Source organism: Streptomyces sp. NPDC002055, assembly GCF_040296705.1.
Classification (GTDB): domain Bacteria; phylum Actinomycetota; class Actinomycetes; order Streptomycetales; family Streptomycetaceae; genus Streptomyces.
In genome coordinates this window covers 85,394-101,929 of sequence record NZ_JBEOXS010000008.1, presented here as the reverse complement: position 1 = coordinate 101,929, position 16,536 = coordinate 85,394, and the positions used below count along the sequence as shown (strand labels likewise).

Genomic DNA, 16,536 nt, shown 5'->3' with positions numbered 1-16,536 from the left:
GGACCGAGGGGCCGTCGGTGGCGGCACCGCTCGGTGAGGGACGTGCTGGGGGCGCTGAGCGGGCTGCTCGCCGCCTTCGCGGCACTGGCGGTCGCGGAGCTGGTCTCCGCGGCGGTGCGGCCGGAGGCCGGCCCGGTCACCGTGGTGGGCGGCGTGGTGATCGACAGCACGCCGACGGCGGTGAAGTCCTGGGCCATCCGGACCTTCGGCGCCCAGGACAAGCTGGTACTGCAGCTCGGCATCCTGACCCTGCTGGCCCTCTTCGCGGTGGTGCTGGGGCTCCTGGCGCTCCGCTTCCGGCGTTCCGGTTCAGCGGGCGTCCTGGCGTTCGGACTGCTCGGCGCCGCGGCGGCACTGCAACGGCCGGCCGCACAGCCACTGGACGTGGTGCCCGCACTGGCCGGTGCGGTGGCGGGAGCGGGGGTGCTGTATCTGCTGGCCGGCCGGCTCGCGGCGCGGACGGTGCCGGGGGCGGGTACGGCAGAGGGGCCGGGACGGTCCGGTGGCGCGGACGCGGACGGCTCGGACAGCTCGGACGGCTCGCACGGCTCGGGCAGTTCGGAGGGATCGGGAGGCCCCGACGCGTCGGGAGGCCCGGGAGGCCCGGACGCATCGGAGGCCCCGGAAGGCGCGGAAGGCGCGGAAGGCCGGGAAAGAACGGAAGGCAGGCAAAGCACGAAAGGCCGGGAAGGCGGGGAAGCCACAGGCGTCTTCGACCGGCGCGGATTCGTGGTGGCGGCCTCCGTCGCCGCCGCGGCGTCGGCGGGCGCCGGCCTGCTCGGCCGCCGGCTGAACGCGTCCGGCGCCCGGGCCGCCGCCTCGCGGAAGGCCGTCGCGCTGCCCGCCCCCGCGTCACCCGCCGCACCCGTGCCCCGGGGTGCCGGCCTCGGGCTCCGCGGGCTGAGTTCCCACCTCACGCCCACGAAGGACTTCTACCGGGTGGACACGGCGCTGGTCGTGCCGAAGGTGGACGCGGAGAGCTGGCGCCTCCGGATCCACGGGAAGGGCGTCACCCGCCCGCTCACCCTGGACTTCCAGGACCTGCTGCGCCGTGCACTCATCGAACGCCGCATCACCCTGACCTGCGTCTCGAACGAGGTCGGCGGCCCGTACGCGGGCAACGCGCAGTGGATCGGCGTACGACTGGCCGATCTGTTGCGGGAGGCCGGGGTCCGCCCGCCGTCCCGGGGCGGCCCGGCCGATCAGTTGGTGGCCCGTTCCGTGGACGGCATGACGCTGGGCAGTCCGGTGGAGACCGTCATGGACGGCAGGGACGCGATGCTCGCGGTCGGCATGAACGGTGAGCCGCTGCCGTTCGCCCACGGCTTCCCGGTGCGCATGGTCGTACCGGGCCTGTACGGCTATGTGTCCGCCTGCAAGTGGCTCCAGGACCTGGAGCTGACCACGTTCGCCGACTACGACCCGTACTGGGTCAAGCGGAACTGGGCGCGCGAAGCTCCCGTCAAGACGCAGTCCAGGATCGACACCCCGCGGCCCCTCGCCGACCTCCGGCCCGGCACGGTACGGGTCGCCGGTGTCGCCTGGGCCCAGCACCGGGGCATCGACAGGGTCGAGGTGCGGGTCGACGGCGGCGCCTGGCACCGGGCGCGGCTGGCCGCGGAGGACACCGAGGACACCTGGCGGCAGTGGATGTGGGAGTGGCAGGCCACATCCGGTTCGCACACGCTCGAGGTCCGCGCCACGGACCGCGGCGGCCGCCCGCAGACCGGCGAGCGCGTGGGCACCGTTCCCGACGGCGCGACCGGATGGCACGCGCTGGTGGTCAACGTGGCCTGACCGCGCGGGTGGTCGGGGCCCGCTGCCAGGCGACACACGTTCCGCTCACGGGGCGCTGGCGCCCCTGGCGTACAGCGCAGGGCCAATCAGGGCACTGGCCGTGCGGTGCGACGGTTCCCGTATCCGGCAACACGTGATGTGCGGCAGCGGATCCGAACGCGGAAGACCCCGGCAGCGTCGCCCTGTGACGTCGCTGCCGGGATGGAGGCCCGGGCCCGGTGACACGGCAGGATGCGGAGCGGCCGGCTGCCGCCCCTCACCGCGCCGCGTGGCTACTCGGGCATCAGAACGCTGTCGATGATGTGGACCGTGGCGTTGGAGGTTTGCACATTGCCGCAGACCACGTTCGCCGCGTCATCCACCTTGTAGGACATGCCCGAACCGGAGGTCGTGAGCTCGCTCTTGGCCAGCGTGGTGTACGAGCCGTCGGCCAGCTGCTTCGGCGTGATCTCCTCCCCCACGACATGGCCGGTGAGAATCCTGGTGAGCGTGGCCTTGTCGGCCAGGACCTTGTCGAGCTGCGCCTTGGGAATCTTTTCGAAGGCGTCATTGGTCGGCGCGAACACCGTGATGTTCTTGGAGCTGTTGAGGGTGTCGACCAGCCCGGCCTTCTTGACGGCGGTGACCAGCGTGGAAAGTGCGGGGTTGTTGGACGCGGCCGTGGCGACCGGGGCCTCGGCCATTCCGTCGAAGCTTCCCTTGCCCGACTTGGGAATCGTCGAACACGCGGGGCCGAACGGCTCCGTCATGGTGTCCGTCTTCCCGCCGGCGTCGCCCTTCTCGGAATCCGAGGCGGGTGAGGAGGCCTCGGAGCCCGACGCCTTGTCCTTCATGTCGCCGGAGGAGCAGGCGGCCAGCGAAAACGGCAGGAGCACAGCGGCAGCGACGGCGAGCGTCGTGCGACGTACGAGGAGGGTGCTCACGGTTTCTCCAGAGAATTCGGTGCGATGGGCCGAAAAGCCCGTACAGTTGTGCCAGAGCCCTGAACGGACGTTCGCCATGAATTCCTCAGCAGGGTGACTGCACGCGTCGGCGACGCTCTCCGGCTTGAGCTCATGACCGGTATTCGGACCACACCGCGACGCGGATTGGTCACGCATTCCGGATCGCCGAAAATACCTCCGCTGAACTGTCCACCCCTGCGCGTCAACGCCCGCCCGGGGCAGCGTCCGTGGGCGGAAACGCGGGGGCGCCCGCTGTGATCGTTGTGGTAATTTCAGCGCCGCCGTGCGCCGCTGTGAACCGAAGGAGGTGGGACCGATCAACGCTGTGACAGGTCGGGGCTCCCTCCCACGCATGGCCCGGGGAGTGCCCGCAGAAGGCATCCCGAAAGGCTGAACGCCATGCGCTTCACCTCTGAGACGTCGTCCGACGGCGTCACCGAACAACTCTTCACCCTCGGCGAGATCCCCGGTGTCCTGTGGACGCCCGACGGCGCCACCGGCTCCCGTCCGCTGATCCTGATGGGACACGGCGGCGGACGGCACAAGAAGGCCCCGGGCGTCGCGGTGCGGGCGCGCCGCTTCGTGGCCGAGTGCGGTGTCGCGGTGGCGGCCGTCGACGTGCCCGGCCACGGCGACCGCCCCAAGGACGAGGAGCTCAACCGGATCGCGACCGAGAACCAGACGCGCGTGGAGGCCGGCGCGGAGCCGGCCCCGCTGATCGCCGCCTTCCAGGCGCTCGTGGCCCGCCGGACCGTCCCGGAGTGGCGGGCGGTCCTCGACGCGGTCCAGGACCTCGTGCACGTCGGCGCCGGCCCGGTGGGTTACTGGGGAGTTTCCCTGGGCTGCGGCCTCGGCGTTCCGTTCGTCGCCGCCGAACCGCGGGTCCGCGCCGCGGTACTGGGCCTGGGCGGCGTCCGGGCCGTGGCCGAGGACGCCGCGCGGATCACCGTCCCGGTGGAGTTCCTGGTGCAGTGGGACGACGAGCGGGTCCCGCGGGCGGAGAGCCTGGCGCTCTTCGACGCCTTGGCCTCGGACGAGAAGACCCTGCACGCCAACCCCGGCAAGCACGGGGAGATCCCGCCCTTCGAACTGGACAGCACGGTGCGGTTCTTCACCCGGCATCTCTGCTGATCCCGGCGCTTCTGCTGGTCGCGCGGCTCCGTTGGCCCCGCGCCTCTGCTGGCCCCGCGCCCGCTGTTGGTCCCGCGCCGCTGTTGGTCCCGCGCCCGGTCCGCCGAACGAGAAGGCGCCGACGGGGCGCGGGGCCGGAACCGAGGCAGCTCGGCTGCACGCTCGATGTGCAGTCCTGTGCCCCTCTCTTCTGGTGCGGAAGGACTGCACGGAGGCAAGGCAGCTGCGACTCCAGGAGGTTTTGTGAGCAGAGGTATCGATGACGACGCACTGGTTGAAGAACTCATCCACGTTGCGGGTGGTCCGGGGTACAGCAGAGAAGAGCGGCAACGGAGGGTGGAAAGCCGGCTCCCGGACGCCCGTGAGCGCATCGCCTTCCTGATGCGCAGGTTGGCCCAACGGTCCGATTGGAGCCGATTCAACACCCTGGAGAACATCGCCGCCGATCTGCGCGATGTACCCGACCTCGATCGAGTGTTGATCGATGTGGTCAGGTCAGGAGAAGGGCCGGGCTACCTGGAAGACCACATCGAGATCCTCGGGGAGTTGGCACATCCGGCAGCAGTTGATGACATCATCCGTGTATTCACAGAACGAGAACATTCCGGCGGTCCGTCCTCCGGGCTGCGCCTGAAGTGCATCCAGGCACTCGGCAGCATGGGAGGTCCGTCGGCTCGGGACTTTCTGCGGGGTATCGCGGAAGGAAACCATCCGCCGCGCCTGAAGTGGGAGGCCGCGGTAGAACTCGGGATCGAGGATGAGCTGGGCTTCGATGAGGACGAGATGTGCGGTTGAGGCAGCGTTCATCCGGCGCAAGGTCCGCTCGGCCGCTCATCGTGCAAGAACCCCTCAGTTGAGACGTGACGACCCAAGGAGTTCCCGGCATGGCGACAGATGCCTCCGACGGACCGGTTCCGGCAGCGGCCTTACGCGGGCAGCGAGTCCTCGACGTCCTGGACAAGGCGATCGACATCCAGAGCCCGCTGGTGCGCAAGAACATCGCCCGGGCCCGCCAGCGGAATCCGGAGGCGACACCGGCACAGGTGATCCGCAATCTGGAGCGGATGTACGTCAGCGCCTTGACCGGAACGGGTGCCGCAGTGGGAGGAGCCGCCGCCGCGCCCGGCGTCGGTACGGGAGTCGCCCTGGCGCTGTCGGCAGGCGAGGCTCTCTCATCTCTTGAGCTCAGCGCCCTCTTCGCACTCTCGATCGCCGAAGTCCACGGAGTCCCCATCGACGAGATCGAGCGCCGCCGGACCATCGTGATGGGAATCCTGCTCGGCGGGAGCGGCTCCGCCACCATTGCCGGGGTCGCCGAGCGTACGGGGCAGCACTGGGGACGTCAGATTGTCGCCAAGGTGCCTGTCGAGACGTTGCGTCGGATCAACAAGATCCTGGGGAAGAACTTCGTCACGAAGTACGGGACCAAGCAGGGAATCGTGGTTCTCGGTCGAGTGGCACCGTTCGGTATCGGCGCGGTGATCGGTGGTGGCGCCAATGCCGGCATCGCCACGCTGGCGGTGCGGGCCAGTCGTCGCGCATTCGGCCCACCCCCGACGTCGTGGCCGGGGCCGACGCACAGCACACCGCCGACGTCCGAGAACGCGCAGGGCTGACGCTCGGCGCGCTGAGGGGCGTCGAGCACGCAACACCTGATGGAGCTGCGGCAGGTGCGGCCCGCGCCCCGAGCGGCTGCGGCAGCAGGTCGAGGGAGTGATCCGGCAATTCGGACGGGTGGGCAGTGGCGGGAGATGCCGCCGGAGTTCGGCCAGGTTCGGCCCCGCAGGAGTTCGCCCTTGGCCGCCGTCGCCCCGGGCGAGCACCGTGCAAGGCCCCCTCAGTCCAGATAACCCCGCAGCTGGTCGGCGTAGGCGTGGTCGCGGAGTTTGCTGAGTGTCTTGGACTCGATCTGGCGGATGCGCTCGCGGGTCACGCCGAAGAGCCGTCCGATCTCCTCCAGGGTGCGGGCGCGGCCGTCGACCAGCCCGTAGCGCAGTTGCACGACCTTCCGTTCGCGCTCCCCCAGGGTGGACAGCACCGCGTCGAGGTGCTGCCGGAGCAGCAGGAACGCCGCGGACTCGACGGGTGAGGCGGCGTCACCGTCCTCGATGAGATCGCCGAACGCGACATCGTCCTCCTCGCCGACGGGCGCGTGCAGCGACACCGGTTCCTGGGCAAGCCGCAGCACCTCGCCGACCCGTTCCGCGGAGAGGTCGAGATGGGCGGCCACCTCTCCGGGGGTGGGTTCGTATCCGCGCTCCTGGAGCATCCGGCGCTGGACCCGCACGACCCGGTTGATCAGCTCGACCACGTGCACCGGGACCCGTATGGTCCGGGCCTGGTCGGCGAGGGCCCGGGACATGGCCTGGCGGATCCACCAGGTCGCGTACGTGGAGAACTTGTACCCGCGGGCGTAGTCGAACTTCTCGACGGCCCGGATCAGGCCGAGGTTGCCCTCCTGGACGAGGTCGAGCATGGTCAGGCCCCGGCCGACGTAGCGTTTGGCGACGGAGACGACGAGCCGGAGGTTGGCCTCGATGAGCCGGCGTTTGGCCATCCGCCCGAGCACCACCAACCGGTCCAGATCCAGGGCAAGTTGGGAGTCGAGCTGTGCGGCGGGGGTACTGCTCAGCTTCTCCTCGGCGAAGAGCCCGGCCTCGACGCGGCGGGCGAGTTCGACCTCTTCGGCGGCGGAGAGCAGCGGGATCCGGCCGATCTCGCGCAGGTACTGGCGGAAGAGGTCGGAGGAGGGGCCGGAGGTGTCGGCGCGCTGGGGCCGCGGCTCGGGAGTGATCTTCTCGACGACGATCTCGGCCGTGGACGGCTCGGACCCGGGGCCCGGGTCGTCGGTCCCGGCCGCCGTCCCGGGTATCGCCGCCGTCCCGGATACCGGAGCGGCGACGGGGGCCGTCGCAGAGGCTTCCCGACCGGCCTCGATACCGGTGGCCCCGCCGGGCCCGGCTTCCGGCTCGGTTGTGGATCCGGTCGCCACCCCGGGCCCGGACCCGCTCGTGAACTCGGCGTCGAACTCGGCATCGGACTCGGCGGCGGGCTCGGTCCCGGGCTCGGTCCCGGTCCCGGGCTCGGACTCGGTGTCCGCCTCGGCGTCGGCAGCGGCACCGGGAGCGGCCGTCCGGGCCGGCCCGGGGCCGGACGCCCCGGTCCCGGAGGCGCGTGCCGGGTCGGACCCGGGGGCGGCCGGGCCGGCTTCCGGGTGGTGCGGGGGCAGGGTCTGTGGCGGCACCTTGCTGACCGCACCGGTGAGTGTCTGGGATTGCACGGGGGCGACCTCCAGGTGATCGCTGCCGGGCCGGGGGCGTTCCGGCAGCGGAACGGTTGCGGCTGCGCCACCCTCCGCTCCGGACATTCGGACAGACATCCGCAGGAGGTCCCGGCCGGGCGGCCGGGCGCACCGCGCTCCGCGGACTGAGGCACCGGCCACCAGTGTGGGGTAAGACGTACACCCGCCACGAGGGTCGTGCAGCAACTTTTGAGTCCGGTCCGTGACCGGGCGGCTACGGCGCGGCGCGGATGCCCCGCGGGGAAGGTGCCGGCGATCCGCCGGGGAACGGCCGCAGGGCGGGCCGACGGATTCCGCCGCGCCGGGGAGCCCCGGGTGCCGGGGTACGGCCCGAGGGGAGCCCCAACGGGCCGGCCGTCAGCCGGGCCGCATACTCCGGACGCTCATCGCCGCCCCCAGCGTCACCGCCGCACGAACGGCCGACGGACGGACGACCCGGCGGCCGAACGACGGCCGGACGACCCCGGCGGCCGGACGACGGCCGCCTGACGCTACAGCGCCGCCGCCCCCCGCTCGCGGAGGGACTGGCCGTACTGCTGGAGGACCCACAACTCGTTCTGCACGGTGGCCACATGGCCGGGGTCCGCCTGCGAGCCGAGGCGCTGGAGCGCGCCGCGGATGTCGGTGATGCGCTGGTTGACCGCGGCGAGGCGGACGGCCACGAGCTGGACGCCCGCGTAGACCTCGTCGGCGTCCCGCCGGGTGTGCAGGGGCTCCACGGCCAGCTCGGTGACCAGGGCGCGGACGGAGTCGTCGGGGGCGGCGTCGCGGACCCGTGCGAGGTACTCGCGGTCCGCGGCGGCCGCTCCCCCGGCCTCCTCGATGGTCTGCCGCACGGTGGCGTAGGGCGGAGCGGTGAACTCGTCGGCGCCGTAGGCGTCGAAGGCCGGGGAGACCAGGTCGGGGCGCTGGAGGGCCAGCTTCAGCAGTTCCCGCTCGACGCGGTGGGCGGGGCTGCGCAGGTTGAGGGCCGGGCCGCGCGGGCCCGGCGGGGCGGCCGGCTGCTGCGGCGGCCCGTCCTGCGCCGGCCCGCCGGCGCGCCGGCCGTTCCGGCCGTCGGAGGAGGCGGGGCCGCGCTGCCCCCGCTCGCGGGCCCAGCGGGCGAGCTGGCCCACGCGGCGGACGACGAACTGCACGTCGAGGATGCCCAGCAGGCCGGCCAGCGTCACCGCGTACTCGTGCTGGATGGAGCTGTTCTTGATGCCCGCGACGATCGGGGCCGCCGCCTCCAGGGCGGCGGCGCGGCCCTCTGCGGTGTCGAGGTTGTACCGGTCGACGACGTGCCGGATGGCGAACGCGAACAGGGGGGTGCGGGAGTCGACCAGGCCCTGTACGGCCTCGTCGCCCTTGGCGAGCCGGAGTTCGCAGGGGTCCATGCCGTCGGGGGTGATGGCGATGGAGGTCTCGGCGGCGAACTTCTGGTCGTCCTCAAAGGCCCGCAGCGCCGCCTTCTGGCCCGCCGCGTCGCCGTCGAAGGTGAAGACCACCTCGGCTCCGGAGTTGTCCATCAGCAGCCGGCGGAGGATCTTGATGTGGTCCCCGGCGAAGGCGGTGCCGCAGGTGGCGATGGCGGTGGTGACCCCGGCGAGGTGGCAGGCCATGACGTCGGTGTAGCCCTCGACGACCACCGCGCGGCTGCTCTTGGCGATGTCCTTCTTGGCGAGGTCGATGCCGTAGAGGACGTGCGACTTCCGGTAGAGCGGGGTCTCCGGGGTGTTGAGGTACTTGGGCCCGTTGTCGTCGTCGCGGAGCTTGCGGGCGCCGAAGCCGATGACCTCGCCGGTGATGTCGCGGATCGGCCACATCAGCCGGCCGCGGAAGCGGTCGATGGGGCCGCGGCGGCCGTCCTGGGCGAGGCCGGAGAGGATCAGCTCCTTGTCGCTGAAGCCGCGGCCGCGGAGGAAGCGGACGAGGTGGTCCCAGCCCGCCGGGGAGTAGCCGACGCCGAAGTGCTGGGCCGCCGCCTGGTCGAAGCCGCGCTCGGCGAGGAACTTCCGGCCGATCTCGGCTTCGGGGCCGTCCAGCTGCTCGACGTAGAACTGCGCGGCGATCCGGTGCGCCTCGACCAGGCGGATGCGCTCGCCCTGCTGCCGGCCCGGGGTGTAGCCGCCCTCCTCGTAGCGGAGGGTGATGCCCGCCTGGGCGGCGAGCCGCTCGACGGACTCGGAGAAGGAGAGGTGGTCGACCTTCATCACGAAGTCGAGGGTGTCTCCGCCCTCCTGGCAGCCGAAGCAGTAGAAAAGCCCCTTGCTGGGACTCACCTGGAAGGATGGCGACTTCTCATCGTGAAACGGACAGAGGCCCTTGAGGTTGCCTCCGCCGGCGTTGCGCAGCTGGAGGTACTCGGAGACGACGGCGTCGATCGGGACCGCGTCCCGGACCGCCTTCACGTCGTCGTCGTTGATCCTGCCTGCCACGGGTGAAGTCTACGGCGACGGCTCGCGGCCCCCGACGGCGACGGCTCCCCCGCAGCCCGGCGGCGGCTCCCGCACGCCACCGCGACGGCTCCGCCGCCGCGCTCCGGCGGCGCCCGGCGCCCCGTCCGGGGCCGGGTTCGGTCCGTGGGTTCAGTCCGTGAGTTCCCGCACGAAGACGTAGTGCGCGCCGCCCGGGTCCAGGACGAACTCCTCACCCAGCCGGGTGAAGCCCTGCCGCTGGTAGAAGCCGGTGGCCGGGGTGCGGCCGTTGCACCAGACGTGGCGGACGTCCCGGGCCCCGATCTCGGCCAGCCCCGCCGCCAGCACGGCCTGCCCGTACCCCTGGCCGCGGACCTCGGGGTCGCTGGCCAGGCCGCGGAAGCGGTAGGCGGGGGTCCGGCCGCCGGGGGCGGCGGCCTCGGGGAGCGGGTCCGGGAAGAAGGTGCCGCAGGCCCGCAGGGCCCCGCTCCCGTCGTAGGCGGCGATGTGGAACACGTCCGGGTCGGAGTCCTCGGGGAAGACCGCGGTCTCCGCGGGCAGGCCGGCGCGCAGCACCGACCGGCGCAGCTCGAAGATCTCCGACACCGGGACCACAGCCGTGGGAATCGCCATGGCGCCCACGCTACGTGATCTTCGTTCTGGACGTATTCGATCACGGGCGTTGCCGGCACTCGTGATCAATACACCTAGGCGACCAGGGACGACAGCGGCACCGAGGGGTCGGCGAGGGCCTCCGGGTCCAGCCGGTTCCCGGCGCGGATGAGCTCCTGGATCCGGCCGGTGACGTCCCAGACGTTGACGTTCATGCCGGCCAGCAGCCGCCCCTCGCGGAGCCAGAAGGCGATGAACTCCCGCTTGCCGACGTCGCCGCGGACCAGCACCTGGTCGTAGACGCCGGGCGGCGCGTACCCGGAGTACTCCAGCCCGACGTCGTACTGGTCGGAGAAGAAGTACGGCACCCGGTCGTAGGAGACCGGGTTGCCGAGCATGGCGCGGGCGGCGGCCGGGCCGCCGTTGAGGGCGTTGGCCCAGTGCTCGACGCGGAGCCGGGTGCCGATGGTGGGGTGCTGCGCGGCGGCGACGTCGCCGGCCGCGTGGATGTCCGGGTCGGAGGTGCGCAGCGACTCGTCCACGGCGATGCCGCCGCCGTGCGCCCGGTCCACGAGCTCCAGCCCGGCGTACTCGGCCAGCGCGGTGCGCGGGGCGGCGCCGATCGCGGCGAGCACGCCGTGGGCCGGGTGCTCCTCGCCGGTGTCGGTGCGGGCGGCGAGCACCATGCCGTCCTGGCCGACGATCTCGGTGAGCCGGGAGCCGAAGTCGAAGCGGACGCCGTGCTCCTGGTGCAGATCCGTGAAGAGGGCGCCCAGTTCGGGCCCGAGGACGGAGTGGAGCGGGGTGGCCAGCGGCTCGACGACGGTGACCTCGGCGCCGTAGCCCCGGGCCGCGGCGGCGACTTCGAGTCCGATCCAGCCGGCGCCGGCGATGACCAGATGGCCGTTGTCCCGCCCCAGCGTGGCGAGGACCTGGCGCAGCCGGTCGGCGTGGGCGAGCCGGCGCAGATGGTGCACGCCGGCCAGGCCGGTGCCGGGGATGTCGAGGCGGCGCGGCTCGGCGCCGGTGGCGAGCAGCAGCTTGTCGTAGTGGACGCGGGTGCCGTCGCCGAGGGTGACGGCCTTCGCCGCGCGGTCGAGGTGCACCGCGGGCTGGCCGAGGTGGAGTTCGATTTCGGCCTGGGCGTACCAGGCGGGCTCGTGGACGAAGACGCTCTCCCGCTCGGCGGCCCCGGTGAGGTAGCCCTTGGACAGCGGTGGACGCTCATAGGGGTGGTCGCGCTCGTCGCAGATGAGGATGACCCGTCCGGTGAACCCCTCCGACCGCAGGGTTTCGGCGGCTTTCGCCCCTGCCAGCCCTCCTCCGACGATGACGAACGTCTGATGTGCGTCGACCACTTGGTGCCTCCTAGCTGCCGGGCCTTAAGCCAGTGTCCATGGTCCCCCGCCCTTCTCGCCTCAGGTGAGCCTCCCGCACGGAGCGTGATGCGGGAAGAGGCACCCCCTCCGCACCGGTGGCCGTGCCCCGTCCCGGCGTTCGGGTGCGGTCCGGCCGTTCGGGCCGGGGCGTGACGGTGTGTCGGGGGCGGGACGGTGTGTCGGGGGCGGGACGGTGTGTCGGTTCGGGGCGGGTGCCGGTTCGGGGTGGGGTGGGTTCGGCGCGGAGTGTCGGTTCGGGGCGGGGGCCGCTTCGGCGCGGGGTGCCGTGGGGTGTCGCGGTGTCGGCGGCCGGGAGGCCGGCCCGGACGACCATGCTGCAGTACGGCCGTACGGAGACGACCCCGGCCGCGCCGGTCCCTCCCCGGGTTGCTGTGGGATCTCGTCTGCGGTGAGGCCGGACGTCTGATCACCGAGACCCCGGCCGACCACCGTGACCGCCCCCCGCGGCCCGCCCGGGGGGGCGCGGCAACTGGAGCAGGCCGCAGTCGGTGGAGGACGTGCGCTTCCACCCGGCTCCTGCGAGAGCTGCCCGATGGGGCCGGGGCCACCGAGCGGCACCGTTCAGCACGGTCACGCGTCGCGGGACCAGCAGCGGGAAGCCGCCTACTCCGTGTGGGGTGAGCACTACGCGCCCTACGGCATCTGGGACGAGGACAGCGCCACGATCGGGGGCTCGCGCTACGCCAAGGAGAACGTCGGCCGCTACCTGTCTCGAACTTCCCAGACCGCCAGGGAGTGCAGGGCGTACGCGGCGTGGGTGGCCCACAGCAGCACCACGTCGTGACCGAGCCCGTACTCCCGGACGCAGTCGTCGCGGTCGACGTACGGGTCGACGGCGGCGAGGACCAGGCGCTGGAGTCCGGTCGGCCCCAGCGCCTGGTCCTCCCGCTGCACCGGACGGCTCGGTCGAGTCACCGTTTCGAGTGGCGCGTTCTGAGCGGGCAAGACTGCCACCGGCCAGAAACTGCGGGCGCGTCGACCCCGACGGGCCGGCCGACGTACGGAGGCCCTCATCTATCGAGTGGTGATCAGGACCTCGGTGCGGATCGTCTCCTCGAACCGGCCCGAGGGCTCGTGCTCCAGGAGCGCGCAGCGCAGGTCTTCCTCGAAGGCCTTCCGTCGCGTACCGAGTTGGGCCGGGGTGGAGTAGGAGTTGCTCAGCTGGAGGCCGATCAGCTCCTCGGTGCTGCGCACGACGAGCTGGTCGAACGACGTGATGTCGACCTTGGGAAAAGGCGAGCGCCGCACCGTCTCCTCGTATGGCTCCGCCGGCTCCGGGTAGGTGCCGCTCCCGGCTCGTCGGACGGTGCCGAGGTAGGCGGCTCGGACGTCGGCGACCACCGGTGCCCAGGTGGGCAGGGGCGTGGTGCCGGGCGGGCCCGCAGAGATGATGACGATGCCGGCCTGCTCGGTGGTGATCCTGCTCAGGTCTTCCAGGACGCGGACGCGGTCGGTCCAGTGGAACGACTTGGCCATCACGGCCAGATCGAGCGGCGGCAGGCCGAGGTCGCGCAACGTGTTCGAGTCGCCCTGCTGCCACCGGATGTTGTCGATGCCCCGCTCGCGGGCGAGCGCGCGGCCCTGCTCGAGCATCCCGGCCGCGGGGTCGACGGCGATAATGGTGTGGACCAGGTCGGCGAGCTCCAGGGCCACGGTGCCCGGGCCGCACCCGAGGTCAAGGGCCCGCTGGGTGCCGTCCAGGCCGAAGCGGTCGGCGAGGAGCCGGTACAGAGCGTCGGGGTACCGGGGGCGGAAGGCGGCGTAGTGGGCTTCGGCGGAGACGAAGGCGTGCGGATCAGCGGTCATCAGGACCTCCAGAGGGGCGCGGACGTGGATGTTCGCCGGAGGATCAGCGGGCGAGGTTGGCGAGGTAGCTCTCGGTGGCGCTCCAGGGGGTGAGCTCGATGCCGAATCCGCCGGCGCCTTTGGGGCCTTGGATGTGGACGAGGCGTCCGGAGATGTGGACGGTGTCGCCCTCGCGGAACGCGCCGGTGTAGGCCCCGAGGTAGCTCCGCAGGTGGGTGATGCGGCGGGCGAACACTTCGGGCTCGTCGATCGTGGAGGCGATGACGGTGTCGACCTCGATGCCGTAGAGCGCCGGCGTGGCCAGGCCTTCGCGGTGGTCGGTGATCCGGGCGAGGACGCTGATCTGGCCGACCTCCTGCGCGATCACGTCGTGGAAGGTCCGGTCGCCGTCGGCGCGCAGCGGCTCGCAGTTGATGTGGGCCCCGGCGCCGGCGGTCAGGCCCTGGAGCTTCCGGGACTCCTGCCGCAGCAGCATGTCGAACGACGAGCCGGCCATGTACTTCGCCCGGCGAAGGTAGAGCCGGGTCAGGTCCTCGCCTTCGTATGGCCGGATCAGGGACCGCTCGGCGAACAGCCCTTGCGCCGCCTCGTAGCCGCGGGGGCCGTAGCAGACGAGATCGATGTCGGAGCGGGGGCCGGCCACGCCGACGAGGAAGGAGCCGGTGACGCCGATGACGTCGCCGGCGTCCTGGTCGGCGATCCAGCCGATGATGGCGAGCAGGTCCTTGCTCACCGCGGAGCCGTCGAGCAGTTCGGGCGTCTCGTGCAGGGTGGCCAGGGCCTGCCGGCACGAGTAGTGCATGACGACGTCCTCGCACGGCACGCCGGTGATCACGCACCCGATCGCGGGTGAGTAGACGTAGCACTCGGGCCGGTCGGCGAGGATCCCGTAGGCCTTGGAGACGACGGTGTTCTGCCGGTAGGTCGTGCCGAACAGCGTCCGGTCGCCGCGCTGGTCCGGGTGGTACTTCACGTACCCCAGCCAGTGCGAGCCCGGATGGACGTCGCCGATCACCTTGAAGATCACGCCGGAGCGGTCGAGGAGGTAGTCGCGGTCACGGACGGCCAGTAGCGCCTGGCCCAGCGGCGAATCCGTCGAGGGTGGGGAAGAGGGCGGTGTCGATGGTGCCGGTGCGCTCATACTGCTCGACTCCCGTCAGGACGAGGTGGCGCCGGTACTGCCACTTCTGGTGTTTGTCGACCCGGGCCGGGTCGGTCGGACGCATCAAGGCGAGGAAGAACAGGCTCTTGACCATGAGGAACGCCCCCAGGCGTGGGCTGACCGGCGGGCCGCCGGCCGCTCGGGCCGCCGTGTCGAGCGTGGCGAGGTAGCGGGCGCGCTGCTCGGGGGTGGCCGCGTAGCCCTTGGCGCCGCCCTTGAAGGCAACGATCTCCAGGGCCGGGGCGGCGTCGTAGCCGAGGGGGGCGACGCCGTGGTGCTGCCAGTCGATGACGCCGCCGGGCAGGACGTTCGGCAGGCCGTAGTCGAGGTGGCCCCACACCAGCGGCAGCCCGGCGACCTCGTCGACGGCGCGGGCGAGGGCGGCGCGGAGGCGGGAGGTGTCGAGGTCGGGGTTCTCGGTGAAGACCATGTCGGTCCAGCCCGCCTGTTCCACCCACGTCCGCAGCGCGCCGGGTTCCCCGTCGGCGGGGTGTCGGGCCTGAGCGGTCAGCAGCCGGGAGGAGACCGCGGCAAGCTGGTCGACCACCTGGTCCGGCAGTTCGGGTCCGCCGTCCAGGGAGGCGAGCGCCATCTCGTGCAGCGACTGCGTCCCCACGGACTCTTCGTCGACGAAGAACGCGCCGTCGGGCAGCCGGCCCTGCTCCAGGACGTGCGGCACCGGGTAGTCCCAGTCGGCGGCCCTCTGCTGGAAGGCGGCCTCGCGGCGCAGCCCCTCGCCGCCGGTGCGCCGGTACCGGCTGCCGTCGGCGGAGACGTAGACCGCGCCGTCTGCGTCGGCCGTCCGCGGCTTGACCAGCCGCCAGTCGGTGGTGTCCATCAGGGTGCTCCTCTCGTGGGGCCCGTGGGCCCGGTGGTCTCGCGGTCGGTCAGGGCGCAGGCGAGCGCCTGGGGGTCCGTCACCCAGCGCATATCACCTGCCGCGACGCGGTGTCGCAGGTCGGCGAGGACACCACCCGGGGGCGTGGCCGGCCGAGCGAGGTACGCCCGGCGCAGAAACTTGAGCAGGCCGGGGATCCGGTCGGCGTGCACGCCGGATCGCTCCCGGGCGGCGCACAGCGGCAGATACCAGTCGGTGAACAACTCCCGGACCCGGTGGGCGCGGTGCACCTCGTAGAGCCGGTCGTCGGCCGCCGCGTCGTAGGGGATCTTTCCGTGCAGTGTGTACCGCAGCCGTATCCCGCCGTGGCGGCGGAACGGGGCGCCGTGGGCGGCGACGTTGGCCGCCGCGTTCTCGGTCACCGTCATCGCCGGCTGTACGACCCCGCGCTCGCCGGCGGCGGCGAGCACCGCGACGTGCAGCCCGGCCCGCGGGTCCAACACCATCCCGTCCAGCCCGAGCGGCGCGAGGTCCATCCCGTGATCCCGGGTCCTGGAGAGCACCATCAGCCGAGGGGCGTGGTGGGCGATGTGCAGCAGGTGCGCCGGGGCGCGGGCGCCGGCCGCGTGGACGTCGTCCCGCTCCAGCAGGGGGCCGTAGGTGGTGCGGTCGAAGACGAGCAGATCCCGGCGCGCTGCCCGCAGGACGTGGTGTCCGCAGGCGCGGCAGTCACTCGCCGCGCCGGTGCCGGCCATGTGTCCGCAGCGGGCGCACAGCCGGACCGGCAGATCCTGCACCGCCAGGGTCCCGTCGGCGAGGAGGGCCCGGACCATGGTCAGGGCGAGGGCGGCGACCTGCGGGTCGGTGTCGGTGAGCACGCCGCCCGCCGGGACGGTGCCGGGCGCGTACTTCGCCCGCAGGATCTGCTCCTCTCGCTGCCGCCTGCCGACCGCGTTCCGGTCGTCAGCGCTGCGGTGGCGCACGTCGCCGGCGAGGGTGACGGTGTTCCACAGGTGCGGCGCCGGCGCGTGGCCGAGCAGTGCGTTGAGGGCTTCGGCGAGCCGGATGCCGGCGGACTTACCGGGGTGGTCGGCGAATGTGAAGTCGCCGTTCTGGACGGGGCCGTTGAAGTAGGTGACGTCGCTCATC

Annotated in this window: 14 protein-coding genes; 4 read left to right on the top strand and 10 right to left on the bottom strand. The window is 72.2% G+C overall.

Annotated features, from left to right (window positions below; translation table 11 throughout):
• Positions 1-33: 33 nt before the first annotated feature.
• Complete coding sequence (locus ABT112_RS06855; RefSeq protein WP_351506363.1) at positions 34-1,797, top strand: molybdopterin-dependent oxidoreductase; 1,764 nt, start codon at positions 34-36, stop codon at positions 1,795-1,797.
• Positions 1,798-2,069: 272 nt separating this feature from the next.
• Here ABT112_RS06855 and ABT112_RS06850 read toward each other — a convergent pair whose 3' ends face one another.
• Positions 2,070-2,720 carry a fasciclin domain-containing protein gene (locus ABT112_RS06850; RefSeq protein WP_351506361.1) on the bottom strand — a complete coding sequence of 217 codons (651 nt, stop codon included), beginning with the start codon at positions 2,718-2,720 and terminating at the stop codon, positions 2,070-2,072.
• A gap of 420 nt (positions 2,721-3,140) precedes the next feature.
• Here ABT112_RS06850 and ABT112_RS06845 point away from each other — a divergent pair, with 420 nt between their 5' ends.
• The 3 genes from ABT112_RS06845 to ABT112_RS06835 all read left to right on the top strand — a co-directional run bounded on the left by ABT112_RS06845 (position 3,141) and on the right by ABT112_RS06835 (position 5,488).
• Positions 3,141-3,872, top strand: coding sequence for an alpha/beta hydrolase family protein (locus ABT112_RS06845; protein WP_351506359.1), 732 nt, complete (start codon positions 3,141-3,143; stop codon positions 3,870-3,872).
• A 243-nt stretch (positions 3,873-4,115) separates the two neighbouring features.
• Positions 4,116-4,667, top strand: a complete 552-nt coding sequence (locus ABT112_RS06840) for a HEAT repeat domain-containing protein (RefSeq protein WP_351506358.1) — start codon at positions 4,116-4,118, stop codon at positions 4,665-4,667.
• Between the two features lie 89 nt (positions 4,668-4,756).
• On the top strand, positions 4,757-5,488 hold the full coding sequence (locus ABT112_RS06835) for a hypothetical protein (RefSeq protein ID WP_351506356.1): 732 nt from the start codon (positions 4,757-4,759) through the stop codon (positions 5,486-5,488).
• A 221-nt stretch (positions 5,489-5,709) separates the two neighbouring features.
• Here ABT112_RS06835 and ABT112_RS06830 read toward each other — a convergent pair whose 3' ends face one another.
• The 9 genes from ABT112_RS06830 to ABT112_RS06790 all read right to left on the bottom strand — a co-directional run bounded on the left by ABT112_RS06830 (position 5,710) and on the right by ABT112_RS06790 (position 16,535).
• Positions 5,710-7,152, bottom strand: coding sequence for a sigma-70 family RNA polymerase sigma factor (locus tag ABT112_RS06830; protein ID WP_351506354.1), 1,443 nt, complete (start codon positions 7,150-7,152; stop codon positions 5,710-5,712).
• A 512-nt stretch (positions 7,153-7,664) separates the two neighbouring features.
• Positions 7,665-9,590: a DNA primase gene (gene dnaG / locus ABT112_RS06825; protein WP_351506353.1), complete on the bottom strand. Its 1,926-nt coding sequence runs from the start codon at positions 9,588-9,590 to the stop codon at positions 7,665-7,667.
• Between the two features lie 150 nt (positions 9,591-9,740).
• On the bottom strand, positions 9,741-10,202 hold the full coding sequence (locus ABT112_RS06820) for a GNAT family N-acetyltransferase (protein WP_351506351.1): 462 nt from the start codon (positions 10,200-10,202) through the stop codon (positions 9,741-9,743).
• A gap of 74 nt (positions 10,203-10,276) precedes the next feature.
• Positions 10,277-11,539: an NAD(P)/FAD-dependent oxidoreductase gene (locus ABT112_RS06815; protein WP_351506349.1), complete on the bottom strand. Its 1,263-nt coding sequence runs from the start codon at positions 11,537-11,539 to the stop codon at positions 10,277-10,279.
• Positions 11,540-12,283: 744 nt separating this feature from the next.
• Positions 12,284-12,496, bottom strand: coding sequence for a hypothetical protein (locus ABT112_RS06810; RefSeq protein WP_351506347.1), 213 nt, complete (start codon positions 12,494-12,496; stop codon positions 12,284-12,286).
• Positions 12,497-12,595: 99 nt separating this feature from the next.
• The gene (locus ABT112_RS06805; protein WP_351506345.1) at positions 12,596-13,387 is read right to left on the bottom strand and encodes a class I SAM-dependent methyltransferase; all 792 of its coding nucleotides are present in this window, start codon (positions 13,385-13,387) and stop codon (positions 12,596-12,598) included.
• A 43-nt stretch (positions 13,388-13,430) separates the two neighbouring features.
• Entirely contained in the window at positions 13,431-14,528 is a 1,098-nt protein-coding gene (locus tag ABT112_RS06800) for a nucleotidyltransferase domain-containing protein (RefSeq protein WP_351506342.1), read from the bottom strand.
• Complete coding sequence (locus ABT112_RS06795) at positions 14,443-15,387, bottom strand: phosphotransferase (protein ID WP_351506340.1); 945 nt, start codon at positions 15,385-15,387, stop codon at positions 14,443-14,445. Before ABT112_RS06795 ends, ABT112_RS06800 begins: the two co-directional genes overlap by 86 nt.
• Positions 15,387-16,535 carry a hypothetical protein gene (locus ABT112_RS06790; RefSeq protein ID WP_351506338.1) on the bottom strand — a complete coding sequence of 383 codons (1,149 nt, stop codon included), beginning with the start codon at positions 16,533-16,535 and terminating at the stop codon, positions 15,387-15,389. The genes ABT112_RS06795 and ABT112_RS06790 overlap by 1 nt, the downstream gene beginning before the upstream one ends.
• Between the last annotated feature and the right edge of the window lies 1 nt (position 16,536).